Source organism: Shewanella sp. UCD-FRSSP16_17, assembly GCF_001675935.1.
Classification (GTDB): Bacteria; Pseudomonadota; Gammaproteobacteria; order Enterobacterales; family Shewanellaceae; genus Shewanella; species Shewanella japonica.
Map to the genome: position 1 here is coordinate 589,177 of NZ_LZFV01000001.1, position 17,788 is coordinate 606,964.

Consider the following 17,788-nt stretch of genomic DNA (forward strand, 5'->3'; position numbering starts at 1 on the left):
GTTTGGCTTTTTCAATTAGACATCAGTTAGTGTTGGTAAATTGTAAAATTGGCTTTACTATAAAAGTCCTTTTGATAAATAGCAGTTTTAATATGAAATTCAATCAGCTAGTTTTGTTTGCCAGCATTCTTATTACTTCTTATTGTTACCACTCAATAACACAAGCCGCTGAGTTCGTCGGGACAGATCAATGTATAGATTGCCATCAAACTGAATATAAAGACTGGCAAGGTTCACATCATGATATGTCAATGCGTCATGCAAATGCCGAATCGGTATTAGGAAATTTCGACAATACCTCTCTCACAGTCAAAGGTGAAGTATATCGATTATTTAAAATTGATGACCAATACTGGGTGAATACAAAAGGGCCTAACGGCAAGTTTAATGATTATCAAATAAGCTACACGTTTGGCTACCATCCATTACAACAATATATGGTTGAGTTCCCTGATGGTCGGCTACAACTTATTCCATTAGCATGGGATGCCCGAGATCAAGACCAAGGTGGGCAAAGATGGTTTCACCTTTACCCTGATATGGAACCCTATGATGAATTCTTCTGGACTAATAATGGCCAGAACTGGAATTACATGTGCGCTGATTGTCATTCTACAAACATCAGCAAAAATTATGATGCTGAAAAAAATCAATACAATACCTCTTGGTCCGAGATTAATGTCGGTTGCGAGGCTTGCCATGGCCCCGCCAGCGACCACTTGTATTGGGCTAACCAACAACCCAACACCTCAAATGTAAAAGCTAAAATCAAAGGCAATAGCCAAGCGACACACCAAGATGATAGTAATACGAAAATAAATGATGCGACTTTCGGGTTTGAGCGTACTTTATCGCCGAAAGTAGGAAAGTGGGTCTATAAAAAAGGTCAGAAAATATTAACCCCAACTGAAGTTCAGGGATCTGATCAATTAGCCACTTGTGGTCAATGTCATAGCCGTAGAGCGCAAATAAGTGACCAAAATGATCACATTAAAGGCAACTTTTATGATAAATACATTTTGAATGCTGTCACTTCAGATCTGTATTATCCAGATGGCCAAATCTATGATGAAGTGTTTGTTTTAGGTTCATTTAAACAATCCAAAATGCATCAAGCTGGGGTCGTCTGCAGTGATTGCCATAACCCTCATAGTAATAAACTTAATGCGCCAATCGAGTCGATTTGTTTTAAATGCCACTTACCTAGTGAATATACCGCTGACACTCATAGCCAACATAAATCAGGCACAGACGCAGCGCAGTGTGTGACCTGTCATATGCCTAAAACGACGTATATGGACGTTGACCCTCGAGCCGATCATAGTTTTAAGGTTCCTAGACCAGATATCAGTTTAAAAATCGGCACTCCTAACGTTTGCACATCTTGTCATACCGATAAAGACAACCAATGGGCTGATAATGCAATTAAGCAGCGTTACCCACAATCAAATTATCGACAAACTGACTCTTTTGCTACAGTGTTTGCTCAAGCTGCTGTAGGCGTACCGACGAGCGGAGATAGCTTATCGTATATTGCTCAAAATAATGCTAACCCAGATATCATAAGAGCATCAGCATTAAGTAGATTAAGTGATTACCCTGGACAAAATGCACTAGTTGCAATAATGCGCGGTGTAAAACATGAAGATCCACAAATCAAGCTGGGCGCTATTGCTGGTGTGACCTCATATCCATTTTCTGACCGTTGGCAAATCATAAGTCCTTTACTTGATGACCCTGTACTTGCAGTAAGAACAGAAACGGCAAGTTCTCTCATTAATGACTGGGCAAGTATGACTCATACCCAACAAGAAAAACTTCGCCCCGCTTTGGATGAGTATCTAGCAATTCAATCCTTTAATGCAGATCGAGGTTTTGGTTTGATGAATACAGCTAACGTATATTTAGCCCAAGGAAAAATACAACAAGCAGAGAAGAGCTATTTAAAAGCAATTGAAATTGAACCTATCTTTGCCACAAGTTATGCCAATTTAGCTGATTTATATCGACAAACCGGTGATGATGACAAGTCCTTAGCTATTTTAAAACAAGGAATAACTAATCAACCTAAAGCGGGGTTACTAAGGTATAGCGCAGGACTTAATTTATATCGACAACAGCAACTTGCAGAAGCAATTGACTACTTCGAACAAGCAACGAAAGTAGAACCAAGAAATCCTCAATACTGGTATGTATTAGGACTCGCGCAAGAGAAAATAGATATAAAAAAAGCAATGAACTCAATCGAACAAGCTTATAAAGTGGGTAATAACCCACAACATTTGTATGCGTTATGCGAGTTTAAAATAAAACATCGTGACCCAACAACGAATGCTTGTATTAATCGACTGTCAAAAATTGTTCCTCCACAGGTAATTAAGCAATTAACTAGACGTTAAGCATGAATGACTATTATTAGATTAACGTACGCGCCTTACAGTGCACTCAAGGTTACAATAAACTCTGTAATCTTGAGTCACTAGTCTGAGTGAGCGCTTTTTATCTGAAAAAGTTAATTATATTTATATCGAATTAAGAACAACCTCTAAAACTCCAAATCCCCCCTTCTAAAGCAGATATCCAAAAATTGCATTTTCAATAAATAGAAACGCAATTATATTTATTGCAACTTACTCTGTTTTTACTAGGAAAAAGGGGTTTATTCTGCAATTTTATACTTAAACCCCAGCTGTCTAAATTAGCTTCAATTGATTAAAATCAAATCAAACCTCATTGTTCGCCAATTAAATCAATCAAGTGTTTTAAAGTTGATTTATATCAATATGCCTCAGTTCAAGCCTCTTTATATTGTGTCCATATAGTTTGATCCTTCACCACGGAATAAGGTTGATTCATGGATACACACTCAGCTCTCTATAACCGCAGCAAGACACGATTGGCACAGCTTCGTGAAATTGCACCTCGCCAAACCGTTACCCTAGAAGAAAAATTAAAGGAAAATGGCATCACTCGTCGTGAATTTATGACTWGGAGTGCGTCAGTAACGGCTTTATTAGCACTGCCCTTGCCTTTTACGACTTTAGTTTCTGAAGCTGCTGAACTGGCCGATCGTGTGCCACTTATATGGCTACATATGGCTGAGTGCACTGGTTGTTCAGAATCACTTATACGAACTGATACACCCAACTTAGACAGTTTAATATTTGATCATATCTCCCTTGAATATCATGAAACCCTTATGGCGGCATCAGGCTGGCAAGCTGAAGAAAATTTAGAACATGCACTGGAAGCTTATAAAGGTAACTATTTACTCGCAGTTGAAGGGGCTATTCCGACCGCAAATAATGGCGCCTATTTAACCGTTGGCTGTAAAGGACATACAGGGCTTCATATCGTTAAAGAAGCAGCTGAAGGTGCTGCTGCAATTATTTCAGTTGGCACTTGTGCTGCCTTTGGTGGTGTTCAAGCAGCAGCGCCAAATCCAACGGGTGCTAAAGGGGTACAAGATGTCATTAACAAACCTGTTATTAACTTAGGAGGCTGCCCACCAAGTGAAAAAAACATCGTCGGCACTCTGATGTATTTCATTATGTTTGGCAAACTTCCCGCTTTAGATATGTTTAACCGTCCTAAGTGGGCATATGGCGCACGCGTTCACGACAATTGTGAAAGACGTGGTCGCTTTGATGCCGGTGAGTTTGTTGAAACCTTTGGTGACGAAGGTGCAAAAGATGGCTATTGCTTGTATAAAGTCGGCTGTAAAGGCCCATACACCTACAACAATTGCCCAACAGAACGATTTAACCACCACACCAGTTGGCCAGTGCTTGCAGGGCACGGCTGTATTGGCTGCTCAGAACCGAACTTCTGGGATGACATGGCTGATTTTGAAAAACCACTCGGGAGGCAATTACTTCACGGAGTTGATGCAACAGCAGACACTATCGGCGCAGTTATTTTAGGCGCAACCGTTGTAGGAATCGGTGCACATGCCGTCGCTAGCCTTTTTGCCAAGCCTTTAGAGGAATAACTCATGAACAAACGTGTCGTAATCGATCCTATTACTCGTATTGAAGGTCACCTTCGTGTTGAAGTCGAAGTTGATGAAAATAATGTCATTCAAAAAGCATGGTCATCTTCAACTTTATGGCGTGGCATAGAAGTCATTTTAAAAGGCAGAACGCCAATGGATGTTGGCCTGATTGTGCAACGGATCTGTGGTGTGTGTACCTATTCTCACTACCGTTGCGGAACCGAGGCTGTTGAAAATGCGCTTGGCGTTAAAATACCACTGAATGCAAAGTATTTACGCTCATTAATGCAAACCTCGCTCTATATGCATGATCACATTGTTCACTTTTATCATTTACACGGTTTGGATTGGGTTGATGTGGTTTCTGCATTATCAGCTGATCCCGCGCTCGCTGCACAAGAGGCATTAAAATATACAGCAAATCCCATTGCTGCTGGTGAAGGTGACTTACGTGCCGCTCAAGAGCGTGTTAAAGGCTTAGTTGATACCGGTAAACTAGGTCCGTTTGCAAATGCTTACTGGGGGAATAGAACCTATAAATTTACGCCAGAGCAAAATCTAATAGCCCTATCTCACTATCTCAAAGCATTAGAAGTACAACGAGTAGCAGCTGAAATGCTGGCGATATTCGGGGGTAAATCCCCTCACCCGCAATCATTAGTAGTTGGTGGAGTGACATCTGTTCGAGATATGTTAAGCCCTGCTCGCTTACAAGAATGGAAACAAAAACACGCAATCGTACAGGATTTTATATTACGTGCTTATAAAGCCGATATCGTCATGGCAGCGGCAGCATTTGGTTCAGAACCGAGTGTGTTAGGCGGCGTTAATGTCAAAAACTTTATGGCCACCAATGATTTTGTATTAGCTGATGGTCAATACATGTTTGACCAAGGCGTCATTATGAATGGTGATTTAGCAGGTGTAACTGATATCGATCCTGATTCAATTAAAGAAGATGTGACTCATGCTTGGTATGAAGCAGATAATGCGCAACATCCATACGAAGGCACTACTGTCCCTAACTATACCGGTTTTGTTGAACGAGACACGGTTTACGGCAAATTACCAACGGTCGATGGTGATGGTAAATACTCTTGGGTTAAATCACCACGATACAAAGATGAACCCGTTGAGGTTGGGCCGCTCGCATCATTACTTGTGAGTTATGCCCGTGGTAATAAGGTCGTTGTTAATTCAGTTAATGGTTTACTTGAAGCAACTGGATTACCTATTGAAGCTTTATTTACCACATTAGGACGCACAGCGGCTCGCATGCTTCAAACCGTAATTGTTGCTGAAGAAGGATTAAAAACCTTTGATGCGATGCTAGTCAATATGCAATCAGACGAAAGCACCTTTGTTACACCAGAAATAGATTCTTCTAAGGATTATGTTGGTCACGCAATGATTGAAGCCCCTAGAGGAATGCTAAGTCATTGGATCCGCATTAAAGGCGGAAAAATTGAAAACTATCAGGCGATTGTACCAACGACTTGGAATGCGGGCCCCGTAGATGTAAATGGTAAAGTAGGCCCCTATGAAGCGTCTTTAATTGGGCTTGAACTTGAAGATCCTAGTAAACCTTTAGAAGTGATTCGTATCATCCACTCGTTTGATCCTTGCATGGCATGTGCTGTACATGTGATGGACTTTAAAGGTACCAGTTTAGGCGAGTTTCGTATCGACCCTAATGGACTCTAATGGACTCTAATGGACTATAACGAGACGACTGTCGAAGAGGATTGAATTATGACTCAGGTTGCTACGCATCACAGAGAACTCATATTTTCACCAGCAATAAGGATATTTCATTGGCTTAGAGCATTAGCCATTGTTGTGTTAGTTGTGACAGGCTTTTACATTTCTTGGCCTTTTTTAGTGGCACCAGAGTCATCTGATGTATTGGTACAAGGCTGGATCAGGTTTGCTCACATTGTTTTTGGCTTTGTATTAACTAGTGTCACGCTTATTCGTTTTTATTTGTTCTTTTTTGGAAAAAGCAGTATCGAAAGACGTTCTATAAAAGATGTACTCAGTGTTAAAAGCTGGATTGTTCAAATTAAATCCTACATTTGGATGGGACACCTTGATAAAGCGGGTGTTTACGGGCCACTGCAGTTTGTCACTTATGTTGCCATTTCACTGGTAGCGTTATTTATGTGCATTACTGGCTTGGTACTTTACGCCAACGTTTATCATGAAGGTTTAGGTGGCTTACTGTGGGATGTGTCTGCATGGTTCACTGCAATAATGGGTGGTTTAGCACAAGTCAGAATATGGCATCACATTCTGACTTGGGTATTTATCGTCTTTGTGGTCATTCATGTCTATATGGCTGTGTGGTCTGGTATTCGCTTCAAACATAACGCTGTGGACTCTATCGTGTCAGGTTATGACTACCATAAGGATCATTAAGCCTTGACCTCTACCTTACTTATAGGAATAGGTAACGTATTGTACGCCGATGAAGGTATCGGCGTACATTTCGTTAATTATATCCAAGAGAAATATCAATTTTATCATCCTAATATCACACTCGATTTATTAGATGGCGGTACCCTAGCCCAAGGGTTAATTCCAATATTATGCCGTTATGATAATTTGATTGTCGTCGATACCGTCAACAGTCCTGGGGTTCAACCAGGCGAAGTTTACTCGTTTAACTTTGATCAAGCTCCACCAGAAATTGATTGGCAAGGTAGTGCTCATGAAGTTGAAATGCTGCAAACCTTAATCATGATGGAAATGGTGGGCGACCGCCCAAATACCCATGTTATTGGTGTAACACCAACTGTGATTGAACCAATGACATTAGGTTTAACCTCTCAAATACAGGCCGCAGTGCCAGTGATGGAACAAGCCTTACTTAAGCATCTCAGTCTTCAGGGCTTTAGCTCAAAATGTATTGCAGAGGTCGACATCAATTCATTAATCCCTGATTCTTATAAGCGTGGAGCAAACATGTATGCCTAAAATCAGGTTTAACTTTTTTTGCCATCAACCAATCGCGCTGTACGCAAAGTTGTGTAATCAGTACATCAATGATAATCGGTATTTTTTCACTACAATCCACCAGCTGCATCGGGAGCAACAATTTGATGTGTTGCACCAATATTGTATTGAAGTTGAAGCTGAAGAAAATCAGCTAACTGTAATTGCAGACGAGATAGCCGAGCGTTTTTTATATTCAGTTTGGCTTGAACGAGCCGAAGTTATTCGTATTACAGAAAGAATCGGCTCACAGGAGCAAATCCTACATTCAAAGCTCAATCAATATTTTTGTCATGCTTGCAGTAAGCCCATAGCAGACCATACAATTCCAGCTGATATCTCATTCGCTTGCCAACAATGCCATGGTGAAAATAATCTTAAACCTTATGAGATAGGTTATAGTCATCATGATATTGCTCAACTTGCGACAAAACTGATTAAGGGCGACACGGTTGAGTTAACTTCTGATCTGAAAGCAAGCGGTATAGATAAAGCCAATGGCATCAGGTTATCTTTACTTCCTTTAGCAGCCCAGCAGCTTGACAAAAAAGCGTGGCATCAACAAATTTGTCCACATATCTTAGTGACAAACCCTGAGCGTATCAGTCGTTATTTCCATATTGCGCCACATCAAGTCCATGCTTTATCAAGCCTTGAAAAACCATCAATAACATTACTTGCTAACAAGCAGCCTTCAGAGTCTGAATCGAGATTAAGTGAAACCTATTATCAAGTGTGTTTTGCAGATTCACGGCTACTATTGCAACTATCAACACACTTACAACAACAAGGCATTGATTGGCTTTATATTGATAAACAACAAGATGACCTCGCATTAAGCTGGGTAAACCTTGCCTGGGTCGCAAACAAAACTAATGTTGCAGAGGTTAACATCCCTGCACCTATGCCAAGACATGATATTCATACTTATGGTCAATATCAGGCTACATATCTAAAAGAGATGATTACTTGTAAATCAACGCTATTACCTAGCGGTATAACAAGCAGTCCACATGTAAAAATTCCAGATATTGTTACTCCGATAGCAAAGGTATTTCCCGGGTTTGAGGCCGCGAGCAGTGCTTTACATGCAGGAATACTAGCGAATTCTTTCTCTGCATCTCAGTATAAAGCTAATAAACGTCATATAAACAAACAAACAGCAACGAGTACAGTCTGTATCTACTTATCCAATCAACACCCTAGTTGTGTGATCACTCAAGATACATCAGCAAAGCATGATTGCTTTTTAATGATGCCCGATATTGCTAAATCAGGCGCAAGCATTCTCACTGAACTAGATAAAAACAAGCATCAAATTAGCGATAAGTTTCAACAAAAATATAGTCAACGATGCCAAATCATTAAATCTGTTTCTTTTAGCTCACACAATACTAGCAATAGCTTAGAGCGATTTATCGCAGTAGTGGCCTTGTTTGTATTATCTGAAGCGGACATACGGGCAATTACGCCGTGTAACTTAACGACTGTTGCTGAGACTCAACCGCTAACTTGCAAGCACATCGCCCAGTTAGCCGCTAAATTTCATCAATTAGCTCAATCATACAATGTAAACAATGCCCCACGTATCGACTTCCCGTTATGTGCATATAACGGAGCAAACACTTCCGAATCACAAACACGTTCGATTAACTGGCAGCAAACGCTTTCATCAGTAATGAGTTTTATACTTGCTGATGCCAACCCTGCAATAGTGGCCTTTGGTTTTTTTGACTCTTTAGCTGACTATTTAAGTAACTGGATGGATCATCTAGACCAGGAAATGGGTCTTGATGCTGTTGTCTTAGCCGGAAGTGATTTCAGGTACTCAGTGTTAGCAGATAGGCTGTGTTTGCGCTTAGGGAAAAATTATCCCATTGTCGTCAATCGACTACTTGATTTAGACGGTGCAAACCTCGCAGTGGGTGGTTTATTCCTCGCTAAACGTCGACGTTACTAAGGAGTCTTTTATGACCATACACCAAGGTTACCGTCAACAAGTCAGACTTAACATCAATGGAATTGTTCAAGGGGTTGGATTTAGGCCCTTTGTTTACCGGTTAGCGACTGAATTGAACCTCGTCGGTTCAGTATTGAATAATCAGCAAGGCGTTTGTATTCATTTACAAGGGTTAAACACCGATATTAACCGTGTTGTGCATCAATTAAAGGTGAACCCGCCTCCTCTGGCTAGAATTGATAAATTGATGATCAAAGAAGAAGCGATTGATCGCGATTTAACCCAATTTGAAATAAAAACCAGTCACAGTGAGGACGTCGCAGTCGTTTCAATATCCGCAGACAAAAGCACTTGTGGAGATTGTTTACTGGAAATGCGCGATCCTAACAACAGACATTATTTGTATCCTTTTACCAACTGCACCAATTGCGGGCCACGCTATAGTATCGTTAAACAATTGCCGTATGATCGCGTAAATACCTCAATGGCAACGTTTGAAATGTGTGATGATTGCGCACATGCCTATCATGACCCATTAAATCGGCGTTACCATGCTCAACCTGTGAGTTGTCCTAATTGTGGTCCGCAGATACGTTACTCTCAAATCAACTCAGATAAAACAATCACATCAAATGCCCATGCCCAATCTCACAACAGTCAACATGTATTGCAAGCAGTGGTTAACGATCTTAACCAAGGTAAAATTATCGCAATAAAAGGCTTAGGGGGATTTCATTTAATATGTGATGCAACAAACGCCAAAGCAGTGAACACTTTACGCCTTCGTAAACAACGTAAAACTAAACCTTTTGCAGTTATGGCTGTTGATATTAACCAAGCTAAACAAATAGTTTCGGGTTCATTAAAAGAGTGGCAAATCCTTAACTCAGCTGAAAAGCCTATAACATTATTAAAAAAACGTGATGATGTTGCATCTATAATATGCGACGACATTGCACCGGGTATTGATACTTTAGGGGTATTTTTACCCTACACACCATTACATTACTTACTGTTAGATTTATTTAAAAAACCTATTGTTGCAACCAGTGCCAATAAGTCTTCTATGCCAATCATCACGGACTCACAAAACATCATAAGTCAACTAGGCGATGTAATTGATGGAATACTCGACCATAACCGAGATATCGTCAATGCGTGTGATGACAGTGTCGTGCAGGTCATAAATGATGAGTTACAAGTTATAAGGCTTGCTCGGGGTTACGCACCGTTGAGTATTCCATTACCTCACTCTTTAAACCATGCCCTACTGGGTGTGGGTGCACAGCAAAAAAATACCCAATGCTACGCTTTTAATGAGAACGCGTTTGTTAGCCCTTATATTGGTGATTTATTTAATTTAGAAACTGATCAGCACTTCATTAAAACCTTATCAACATTCAACCGACTCTATCAATTTAACCCTGAACAGATTATTACTGATAAACACCCGACTTATTCTTCAAGCCAGTGGGCTGCAAAACAAGCTGATTTACATCAACTCCCCCTAGCTAAAGTTCAGCACCACTATGCACATGTATTAAGTGTTTTAGCGGCTAACAATTATCAGCATAACGTAATTGCATTTAGTTTTGACGGCACAGGTTTGGGAGATGATGAACAGCTCTGGGGCAGCGAGTGTATGGTTGCTGATACTGACGGCTTTGAACTTAAAGCACATCTTAACTCGTTTAAATTAATTGGCGGTGAACAAGCTATCAAGCAACCAGTAAGAATTTTACTGGCTTTGTTATTTGAGAGTATGACAATTGAACAAGTCATGTCATTACCCATTAATGCAATACAACAAATGGACAAAAGCACGATTACCAATTTACATACCATGTGGCGTAATGACACGGCATGTATCCATAGTCGCTCTATGGGGCGACTGTTTGATGCCGTCGCTGTAGCACTTGATTTAATTGTACAAAATGATTTTGAAGCTCAATCAGGCATGTTAATTGAAACTTATGCAAATGAAGCCATTAAATCGCTGCAATCCCCTCAAAATCGAGTTAATGCTTTAGATCTGCTTACACTACAGCCCTTAGACCAGACACTGCCTGACGCTTGTCCTGTTCCCCATTTGAGTATGGAAGCAAATACAAGTAAAGATCAGGTACTAAATAAAAATCCGGCCGTATTTAACACGGCTTTATTAATACAGCAGCTAGTTAAGGCATTACCTGAAACCTCGTCAGATAATAAGCAAGCGCACCTTTGCTTAGCATTTATCAATAGTATCGCTGACATGGTGTGTGACATAGCCAATCAGTCTTCACATCTTAAAGTCGTTCTCTGCGGCGGCGTTTTTCAAAATAAACTTTTGAATGAACTCGTAAGAATTAAGCTCACGTCCCATGACAATAGCCTTGTTAGTAACCTTAAAACCTATGCCAACCGCTCAGAAATAAATGCGATGAAAAACACACGTATTTTACCTTGTCACAAAGTACCCATTAATGATTCGGGAATTTCAGTTGGGCAAGTTTGGTACGCGTATCAGCAACTTAATAGATCACAAACTCAGCATTAAGTCATGATAAGAGATAAATAGCTGATATGAATCAAAGAAGTATTACCAACGCTTATTGATACTGGTTTGTACTAGATTCAGGGCGTTTTAAAGGAGTAAATAATATGTGCCAAGATTGCGGATGCTCACTGACAGATCATAATCATCTTCATAGTAACCCACAGCTGAATGACACGAAAACCTTGTCGGTTATTCATAAAATACTCGACAAAAATGATCATGAAGCTCAGCATAATCGTGAGCATTTTGAGGCTAATCAGGTTCGTGCTTTTAATTTAATGAGTAGCCCTGGTAGTGGCAAAACAACATTACTCGAACACTTACACGAATATTTAGCTAAAAAGTACGCTGTCATTGAAGGCGATTTAGAAACCTCACGCGATGCGGATCGTCTTATTGCTAAAGGCATAGAAGCATACCAAGTACAAACGGGTTCAGCTTGCCACTTAGACGCATTTATGGTTCATCAAGCATTACATCATATCGATCTTGCGCCTATTGATATCTGTTTTATTGAAAACGTTGGTAATCTGGTCTGCCCTGCTAGCTATGATGTGGGTACCCATCGAAATATCATTTTACTGTCAGTACCCGAAGGTGACGATAAAATTGAAAAATACCCTGTCATGTTTAGACGTGCAGATCTGGTATTAATCACCAAAATGGATTTAGCAGAACACTTTGATTTTTCATTACTAGAGTGCCGTAAACAACTTCAAAAGCTCAATCCAGACGTCACCCTCATGCCAATATCTATTAAGGACCCACAATCTATCACTGCCGTAGCAAATTGGCTTAATAAGCAATTAGAGGAATAACATTATGTGCTTGTCTGTGCCTTCTCAAGTAACGCAAGTGCATGCTGACGCCACAGTAACTGTCGATACCTTAGGTGTAAAACGACGTGTTAGTTCTCATCTAATGTCTGAGCCTCTATTAATCGGTGATTTTGTGTTAATACACATCGGATTTGTAATGAATAAAATTGATGAGGAAGATGCAAAACTGAGCTTAGCGTTATACAGAGAAATCGTTGAAAAACTTGAGCAAGAGGAATAAGCATAATGGAATTATCCAACTTGTATAAAGAATTTCGCGATCCGAAAACCATTAGAGCACTTGCTAATGCTGTTAAATCTTATGCTAAGACGGTTAATCAAGATATTAACATAATGGAAGTGTGTGGTGGGCATACACACACCATTATGAAATACGGTTTAAATCAACTACTACCATCTAATATCAAATTTATTCATGGGCCTGGCTGCCCTGTATGTATCATGCCAAAAGAACGCATTGACCATGCCGCCACGTTAGCAATGCAGCCTAATGTCATTTTACTCACATTAGGCGACATGATCAGAGTGCCCGGTTCAAAAGGCAGTTTAGCCAAAATTCGCTCACAAGGTGCAGATATTAGGCCTTTATATGATCCAATGGATGCCTTGAATATTGCAAAACAGCACCCTGATAAACAGGTGATATTTTTTGCAATTGGCTTTGAAACCTCTACACCCATGACTGCGGTACTGATTGATCAAGCTGAAAAGCAGCAAATCAATAACTTATTATTTCATATAAACCATGTACTTGTTCCACCAGCCATTGATGCTGTTATGGCTGATAAAAGAACCCAAGTAAATGCCTTTATTGGACCCGCGCATGTGAGTGTTATAAGCGGAGCTAAAATATATCGTCCAGCTGTAGACCAATATCAAACCCCAGTCGTGGTTTCAGGCTTCGAACCTGTCGATGTTATGGAGTCGATTCTTAATATTGTTAAACAAAAGGCCCAGCAAAAATCAGAATTACAAATTCAATATAGCCGCGCAGTAACTGAAGATGGCAATGTCGCAGCACAAGCACTCATCCATCAATATCTGACAACTAAAACGTCTTTTCGTTGGCGTGGCCTAGGACCTATACCCAATTCAGYGCTTACTTTAAAACATGAATATGCTCACCGAGATGCTGAAGTCATTTTTCAATCACAATTACCCCGTGAAGAAATTGATGACCATAAAGCCTGCCAGTGCGGTGACATACTGCGGGGATTATCTAATCCGCCAGATTGTAAAGTGTTTGGTAAAGGCTGCACGCCAGACAACCCATTAGGTAGCTGTATGGTCAGCTCAGAAGGAGCGTGTAACGCTTATTATCGCTACGCAGGAGTCGCACATGCCAATACGTAAAAACGATCGGATCCAACTGAGTCACGGCGGTGGCGGTAAAGAAATGAATGTTTTGATCCATGACATGTTTTTTAAAGCTTTTGCCAATCCAATTTTGGCCGCTGAAGAAGATGCCGCACAACTGCAGCTATGTGGTACGACAGCTTTTACAACAGACTCTTTTACTGTAGACCCGTTATTTTTTGCGGGTGGAAATATTGGCAAACTCGCAATTGCCGGTACTGTTAACGACTTAGCCATGATGGGTGCCATACCAGAATACTTAAGTTGCAGCTTTATCATTGAAGAAGGCTTTGCAATAACAGATCTGCAAACAATAGTGACGAGTATGGCTGACGAGATGCAGCACTGCGGTGCACATATCGTGTGCGGTGACACTAAAGTTGTGCCTAAAGGGTGTGCTGATGGTATTTTTATCAATACCTCAGGCATTGGCCAAATTGTTAAACCTGATATTTCCGTGAAAAACTTACAACAAGACGATGTGATAATCGTTTCTCGCGATATAGGAAGACATGGCGCTGCAATTCTAATGGCAAGAGACAGTTTAACGTTGGAATCGGCACTCACAAGCGACTGTGCGACATTGTGGCCGATAGTTGAGCAACTTATTGCATCAAATGTAGACATTCATGCGATGCGTGATGCTACTCGAGGTGGCCTTTCAGCTGTGCTTAATGAATGGGCGCAAGCATCTAATGTTGGTATCAATATCAATGAAACCGCCATTCCAGTCTCTTCGGAAGTACAAGGGCTGTGTGAACTGTATGGATTTGAACCCTTTGATTTGGCCAATGAAGGCACGTTTATTATTGCCCTGCCACGCAGTGCAGCAGATAAAGCACTAGAAGTCATGGCTCAGTATTGTCATTGCGATCAAGCAGCCATTATTGGCAATGTAACAGATAAGAATCCAGGTAAAGTCGTGCTCAATACACCTTGGGGTAGTAGCCGATATTTAGATATCCCTCAGGGTGAATTACTACCAAGGATTTGCTAATGCACGAATACTCGATTGTGATGTCTCTAATGGAACAAATTACTCAGCTCGCTAAAGATAATAATGCAACTGACATCATAAGGGTCGATATAAAAGTCGGTGTATTGAGTGGCGTTGAACCACAGTTACTTCAAACGGCTTTCGATACCTTTAAGCTGGGCACTATTTGTAATGATGCTGAATTAAATCTGCAACAACAGGCATTAGTTATCAAGTGTCGGCAATGTAATCAACAAACTGAATTAACTCAGCGAAATATTGTTTGCCCACACTGTTTAAGCTATGAGACACAAGTCATTGATGGCGAAGATATGATGCTCATGCAACTTGAAATGAATTCGATTTGAAAGAGTTAACACTGTTCAAAATTGATTGTTTAACATAACCAACTTAATGATAAAGGACACGACTATGAAAACTAAAATCGCAGCGGTACTCATGGCTATCACACCGTCACTCGCTATGGCACATGAAGGTCATGGCGGTGTTGGCCTTTTCCATCACATGTATGAAGTGGTGCCAGCGATAGTATTAGTCGCTATCGTTGCTTTTATTTTCTACAAGAAATCTAAGTAGCAATGACAACCTCAAAACAAAAAGCCCTCTACTGAGGGCTTTGAAGTCACTATTTATTAATTAATAAATAGCTATGCTTTTAAGGCAGTATCAATCATCACCTGAGCTTGACTGATTATGTCTTGCAGATGGGTTTCGCTTACAAAGCTTTCTGCATATATTTTGAAAAGTGCTTCAGTTCCTGAAGGACGTGCGGCAAACCAGCCATTTTCGGTGGTCACCTTAATACCGCCAATCGCAGCGTTATTACCTGGAGCGTGAGACAATATAGCGGTAATGTCTTCGCCTGCTAGGGTTTTATCGGTAAAACTATCTGATGATAATTGCTCAAACTTAGCTTTTTTCTTTAAGCTAATTGGACTGTCGATTCGGGTATAAAAACTTTCACCGAATTTGTCGGTTAACTCAGCGTATCGCTGTGCTGGCGTTTTGCCAGTTACCGCGATGATTTCAGCAGCAAGCAAAGCTAAAATAAAGCCATCTTTATCTGTACACCAAGTGCTACCATCTTTATTCAAAAAGGCTGCACCTGCACTTTCTTCTCCGCCAAACGCAATCGTACTTTGAGCCAATCCATCAACAAACCATTTAAATCCGACAGGCACTTCTAGACATTGACGCTCATGGGATTGGCAGATTCGGTCGATAATTGCACTCGAAACCAACGTTTTGCCGATAGCTAAGTCAGCAGACCAATCTTTTCGGTAAGTTAGTAAGTAGTCGATTGCTACAGCTAAATAATGATTTGGATTCATTAAGCCAAAACCGGGACAAACAATGCCATGTCTGTCGTAATCAGGATCATTACCGACACAAACATCAAAGTTTTCACTGTGTGCTAATAAGCCAGCCATAGCGTAAGGAGAAGAACAATCCATACGAATTTTGCCATCTTTATCTAATGGCATGAAGCTAAATGACGGATCAACTTTGTCATTAATGACGGTAATATCTAACCCATGTGCTTGTGCAATATGGGACCAGTAATAGATACCAGATCCGCCTAATGGATCGACACCAATACGAATGTTAGCTTTTGCAATAGCTTCAAGGTCAATAACACTGCTTAAGGCATTGACATATGGAGCGATAAAATCAACGTGATCAATCCAACCTGAATCTACTGCAACACCATAATTAACCTTGTTAACACCAGAGAGTTGTTTGGCAAGATATTCATTGGCTTTAGCTTCAATTTGTTTAGTAATCTCAGCTTCAGCAGGCCCGCCATGTGGTGGATTATATTTAATCCCGCCATCTTGCGGAGGATTATGAGAAGGAGTAATAATTAAACCATCAGTTAAATCGGTGCTGTTTCGATTAGCTGCAACGATAGCTTGAGAAACCACAGGAGTCGGGGTAAATCCATCATCCTTTTGAACGCAGACTTTGACTTGATTTGCTGTTAGAACTTCAAGTACTGACATGTACGCTGCATAAGATAATGCATGAGTATCAAAGCCAACAATCATTGGGCCTTTGATGCCGGCTTGTTGACGGTAATCAACGACAGCTTGGGTGATTGCCCAAATATGGTTCTGGTTAAAGCTCGCTTTTAATGCGCTACCACGATGGCCAGAAGTCCCAAAAGTCACCTTTTGCTGAACATCGTCAACATTCGGGATGATGCGATAATAATGGCTCATTAATTTAGGTAAATTGATTAAATCTGACTGTTGAGCCACAGTCCCTGCTCTTTGATGAATCGCCACCCGTAATCTCCCTATCGTAATTAAATGTTATCTGCTATCGATTTTGCCTGAGATTCATTACAACCTAATTGCAATAATACTTCCGATAAAATCGTACGCTTTTTCGCCGTATTATTGTTGGTTGTTACCCAATAACCGCTGTCACCAATTTCCTTTGGATTAGCAGATTGACTTGCTGATAATAATTCAGCTTTTGAACGTGCGAAATACAAACGACCGCGACCTTGAATTTTAAGGATTTGGTCAAATGTTGAAGGTGTTAAAACTGATAGTGATTCAAGCAAGTACATAAAGCGACCTACGGCCCCTTTTTGCTGAGCTAGCATATGTTCATGAACCAAGGTACTAAAATCAACAGGTGTGTTTGGTGTCGCAATATTTGCCTCATTACCTGAAAGTGCAGCCGTGTTACTGACGGTGCTAACTTCTGCAGAGCTGGTTTCTATTTCTGCTTCAACGGCTGACTGATCATTTTCTATTGAAGTAGCTTCAGATGAAACGGCAACAGATTGCGTATTTGCTGAAGCTTCTAGACTTGGGTGACTAATATCAAGCGGCTCTGCGTGCTCAACAGCTTCTACAGATAACTCTAACAAACGACGTAAAATATCAGATGCACTTTCGCCAATACGTTCTGTTTTGCTAGCAATATAACGATAGAGCTCTTCATCTACCTCAATATATTTCATATTAGTCTTATTCCTTTTGGCTTAAACGAATGCCGCCAAATGCATTGCCTTGTAAAACGTCATACTCTTAATCATTATGATAGTTATAAACAAGTTAAGGGCGGCTAAAGGATCGATTTTGATCGATCTTAA

General features: G+C 40.5%; 15 protein-coding genes. 13 read left to right on the top strand and 2 right to left on the bottom strand.

Features of this window, described 5'->3' with window-relative positions:
- The first annotated feature begins 92 nt into the window (after positions 1–92).
- From A9267_RS02490 to A9267_RS21880, 13 genes are all read left to right on the top strand, one after another.
- The gene (locus A9267_RS02490; RefSeq protein ID WP_065108116.1) at positions 93–2,399 is read left to right on the top strand and encodes a tetratricopeptide repeat protein; all 2,307 of its coding nucleotides are present in this window, start codon (positions 93–95) and stop codon (positions 2,397–2,399) included.
- 455 nt (positions 2,400–2,854) lie between these two features.
- Positions 2,855–3,991 carry a nickel-dependent hydrogenase small subunit gene (hyaA, locus tag A9267_RS02495; RefSeq protein WP_065108117.1) on the top strand — a complete coding sequence of 379 codons (1,137 nt, stop codon included), beginning with the start codon at positions 2,855–2,857 and terminating at the stop codon, positions 3,989–3,991.
- Positions 3,992–3,994: 3 nt separating this feature from the next.
- Entirely contained in the window at positions 3,995–5,698 is a 1,704-nt protein-coding gene (gene hyaB, locus A9267_RS02500; protein WP_065108118.1) for a nickel-dependent hydrogenase large subunit, read from the top strand.
- A gap of 48 nt (positions 5,699–5,746) precedes the next feature.
- The gene (cybH, locus tag A9267_RS02505) at positions 5,747–6,412 is read left to right on the top strand and encodes a Ni/Fe-hydrogenase, b-type cytochrome subunit (RefSeq protein ID WP_065108119.1); all 666 of its coding nucleotides are present in this window, start codon (positions 5,747–5,749) and stop codon (positions 6,410–6,412) included.
- A gap of 3 nt (positions 6,413–6,415) precedes the next feature.
- A complete protein-coding gene (locus A9267_RS02510; protein WP_065108120.1) occupies positions 6,416–6,970 on the top strand; it encodes a HyaD/HybD family hydrogenase maturation endopeptidase in 555 nt (184 codons plus the stop codon).
- On the top strand, positions 6,963–8,948 hold the full coding sequence (locus tag A9267_RS02515) for a hypothetical protein (protein WP_065108121.1): 1,986 nt from the start codon (positions 6,963–6,965) through the stop codon (positions 8,946–8,948). The genes A9267_RS02510 and A9267_RS02515 overlap by 8 nt, the downstream gene beginning before the upstream one ends.
- 10 nt (positions 8,949–8,958) lie before the next feature.
- The gene (gene hypF, locus A9267_RS02520) at positions 8,959–11,487 is read left to right on the top strand and encodes a carbamoyltransferase HypF (RefSeq protein ID WP_065108122.1); all 2,529 of its coding nucleotides are present in this window, start codon (positions 8,959–8,961) and stop codon (positions 11,485–11,487) included.
- Positions 11,488–11,591: 104 nt separating this feature from the next.
- Positions 11,592–12,305: a hydrogenase nickel incorporation protein HypB gene (gene hypB, locus A9267_RS02525; RefSeq protein WP_065108123.1), complete on the top strand. Its 714-nt coding sequence runs from the start codon at positions 11,592–11,594 to the stop codon at positions 12,303–12,305.
- 4 nt (positions 12,306–12,309) lie between these two features.
- On the top strand, positions 12,310–12,546 hold the full coding sequence (locus tag A9267_RS02530; RefSeq protein WP_065108124.1) for a HypC/HybG/HupF family hydrogenase formation chaperone: 237 nt from the start codon (positions 12,310–12,312) through the stop codon (positions 12,544–12,546).
- A gap of 2 nt (positions 12,547–12,548) precedes the next feature.
- On the top strand, positions 12,549–13,679 hold the full coding sequence (gene hypD / locus A9267_RS02535) for a hydrogenase formation protein HypD (RefSeq protein WP_065108125.1): 1,131 nt from the start codon (positions 12,549–12,551) through the stop codon (positions 13,677–13,679).
- Complete coding sequence (gene hypE, locus A9267_RS02540) at positions 13,666–14,679, top strand: hydrogenase expression/formation protein HypE (protein WP_065108126.1); 1,014 nt, start codon at positions 13,666–13,668, stop codon at positions 14,677–14,679. The genes hypD and hypE overlap by 14 nt, the downstream gene beginning before the upstream one ends.
- Complete coding sequence (gene hypA, locus A9267_RS02545) at positions 14,679–15,026, top strand: hydrogenase maturation nickel metallochaperone HypA (protein WP_055023982.1); 348 nt, start codon at positions 14,679–14,681, stop codon at positions 15,024–15,026. The genes hypE and hypA overlap by 1 nt, the downstream gene beginning before the upstream one ends.
- Before the next feature lie 64 nt (positions 15,027–15,090).
- On the top strand, positions 15,091–15,255 hold the full coding sequence (locus tag A9267_RS21880; RefSeq protein WP_167692912.1) for a hypothetical protein: 165 nt from the start codon (positions 15,091–15,093) through the stop codon (positions 15,253–15,255).
- Between the two features lie 71 nt (positions 15,256–15,326).
- Here the strand turns inward: A9267_RS21880 and pgm are convergent, their stop codons facing one another.
- Together pgm and seqA are read right to left on the bottom strand one after the other, a co-directional pair.
- The gene (gene pgm, locus A9267_RS02550; protein WP_065108127.1) at positions 15,327–16,967 is read right to left on the bottom strand and encodes a phosphoglucomutase (alpha-D-glucose-1,6-bisphosphate-dependent); all 1,641 of its coding nucleotides are present in this window, start codon (positions 16,965–16,967) and stop codon (positions 15,327–15,329) included.
- A gap of 20 nt (positions 16,968–16,987) precedes the next feature.
- Positions 16,988–17,656 (bottom strand): replication initiation negative regulator SeqA, encoded by a 669-nt coding sequence (seqA, locus tag A9267_RS02555; protein WP_065108128.1) that lies wholly within the window; start codon positions 17,654–17,656, stop codon positions 16,988–16,990.
- Positions 17,657–17,788: the final 132 nt, after the last annotated feature.

Coding starts and splice junctions, on each gene's coding strand:
- seqA (WP_065108128.1), bottom strand. CDS start 17,656: ATGAAATATATTGAGGTAGATGAAGAGCTCTATCGTTATATTGCTAGC.
- A9267_RS02490 (WP_065108116.1), top strand. CDS start 93: ATGAAATTCAATCAGCTAGTTTTGTTTGCCAGCATTCTTATTACTTCT.
- A9267_RS02515 (WP_065108121.1), top strand. CDS start 6,963: ATGCCTAAAATCAGGTTTAACTTTTTTTGCCATCAACCAATCGCGCTG.
- hypA (WP_055023982.1), top strand. CDS start 14,679: ATGCACGAATACTCGATTGTGATGTCTCTAATGGAACAAATTACTCAG.
- A9267_RS02530 (WP_065108124.1), top strand. CDS start 12,310: ATGTGCTTGTCTGTGCCTTCTCAAGTAACGCAAGTGCATGCTGACGCC.
- hypF (WP_065108122.1), top strand. CDS start 8,959: ATGACCATACACCAAGGTTACCGTCAACAAGTCAGACTTAACATCAAT.
- hyaB (WP_065108118.1), top strand. CDS start 3,995: ATGAACAAACGTGTCGTAATCGATCCTATTACTCGTATTGAAGGTCAC.
- hypB (WP_065108123.1), top strand. CDS start 11,592: ATGTGCCAAGATTGCGGATGCTCACTGACAGATCATAATCATCTTCAT.
- A9267_RS21880 (WP_167692912.1), top strand. CDS start 15,091: ATGAAAACTAAAATCGCAGCGGTACTCATGGCTATCACACCGTCACTC.
- cybH (WP_065108119.1), top strand. CDS start 5,747: ATGACTCAGGTTGCTACGCATCACAGAGAACTCATATTTTCACCAGCA.
- hypE (WP_065108126.1), top strand. CDS start 13,666: ATGCCAATACGTAAAAACGATCGGATCCAACTGAGTCACGGCGGTGGC.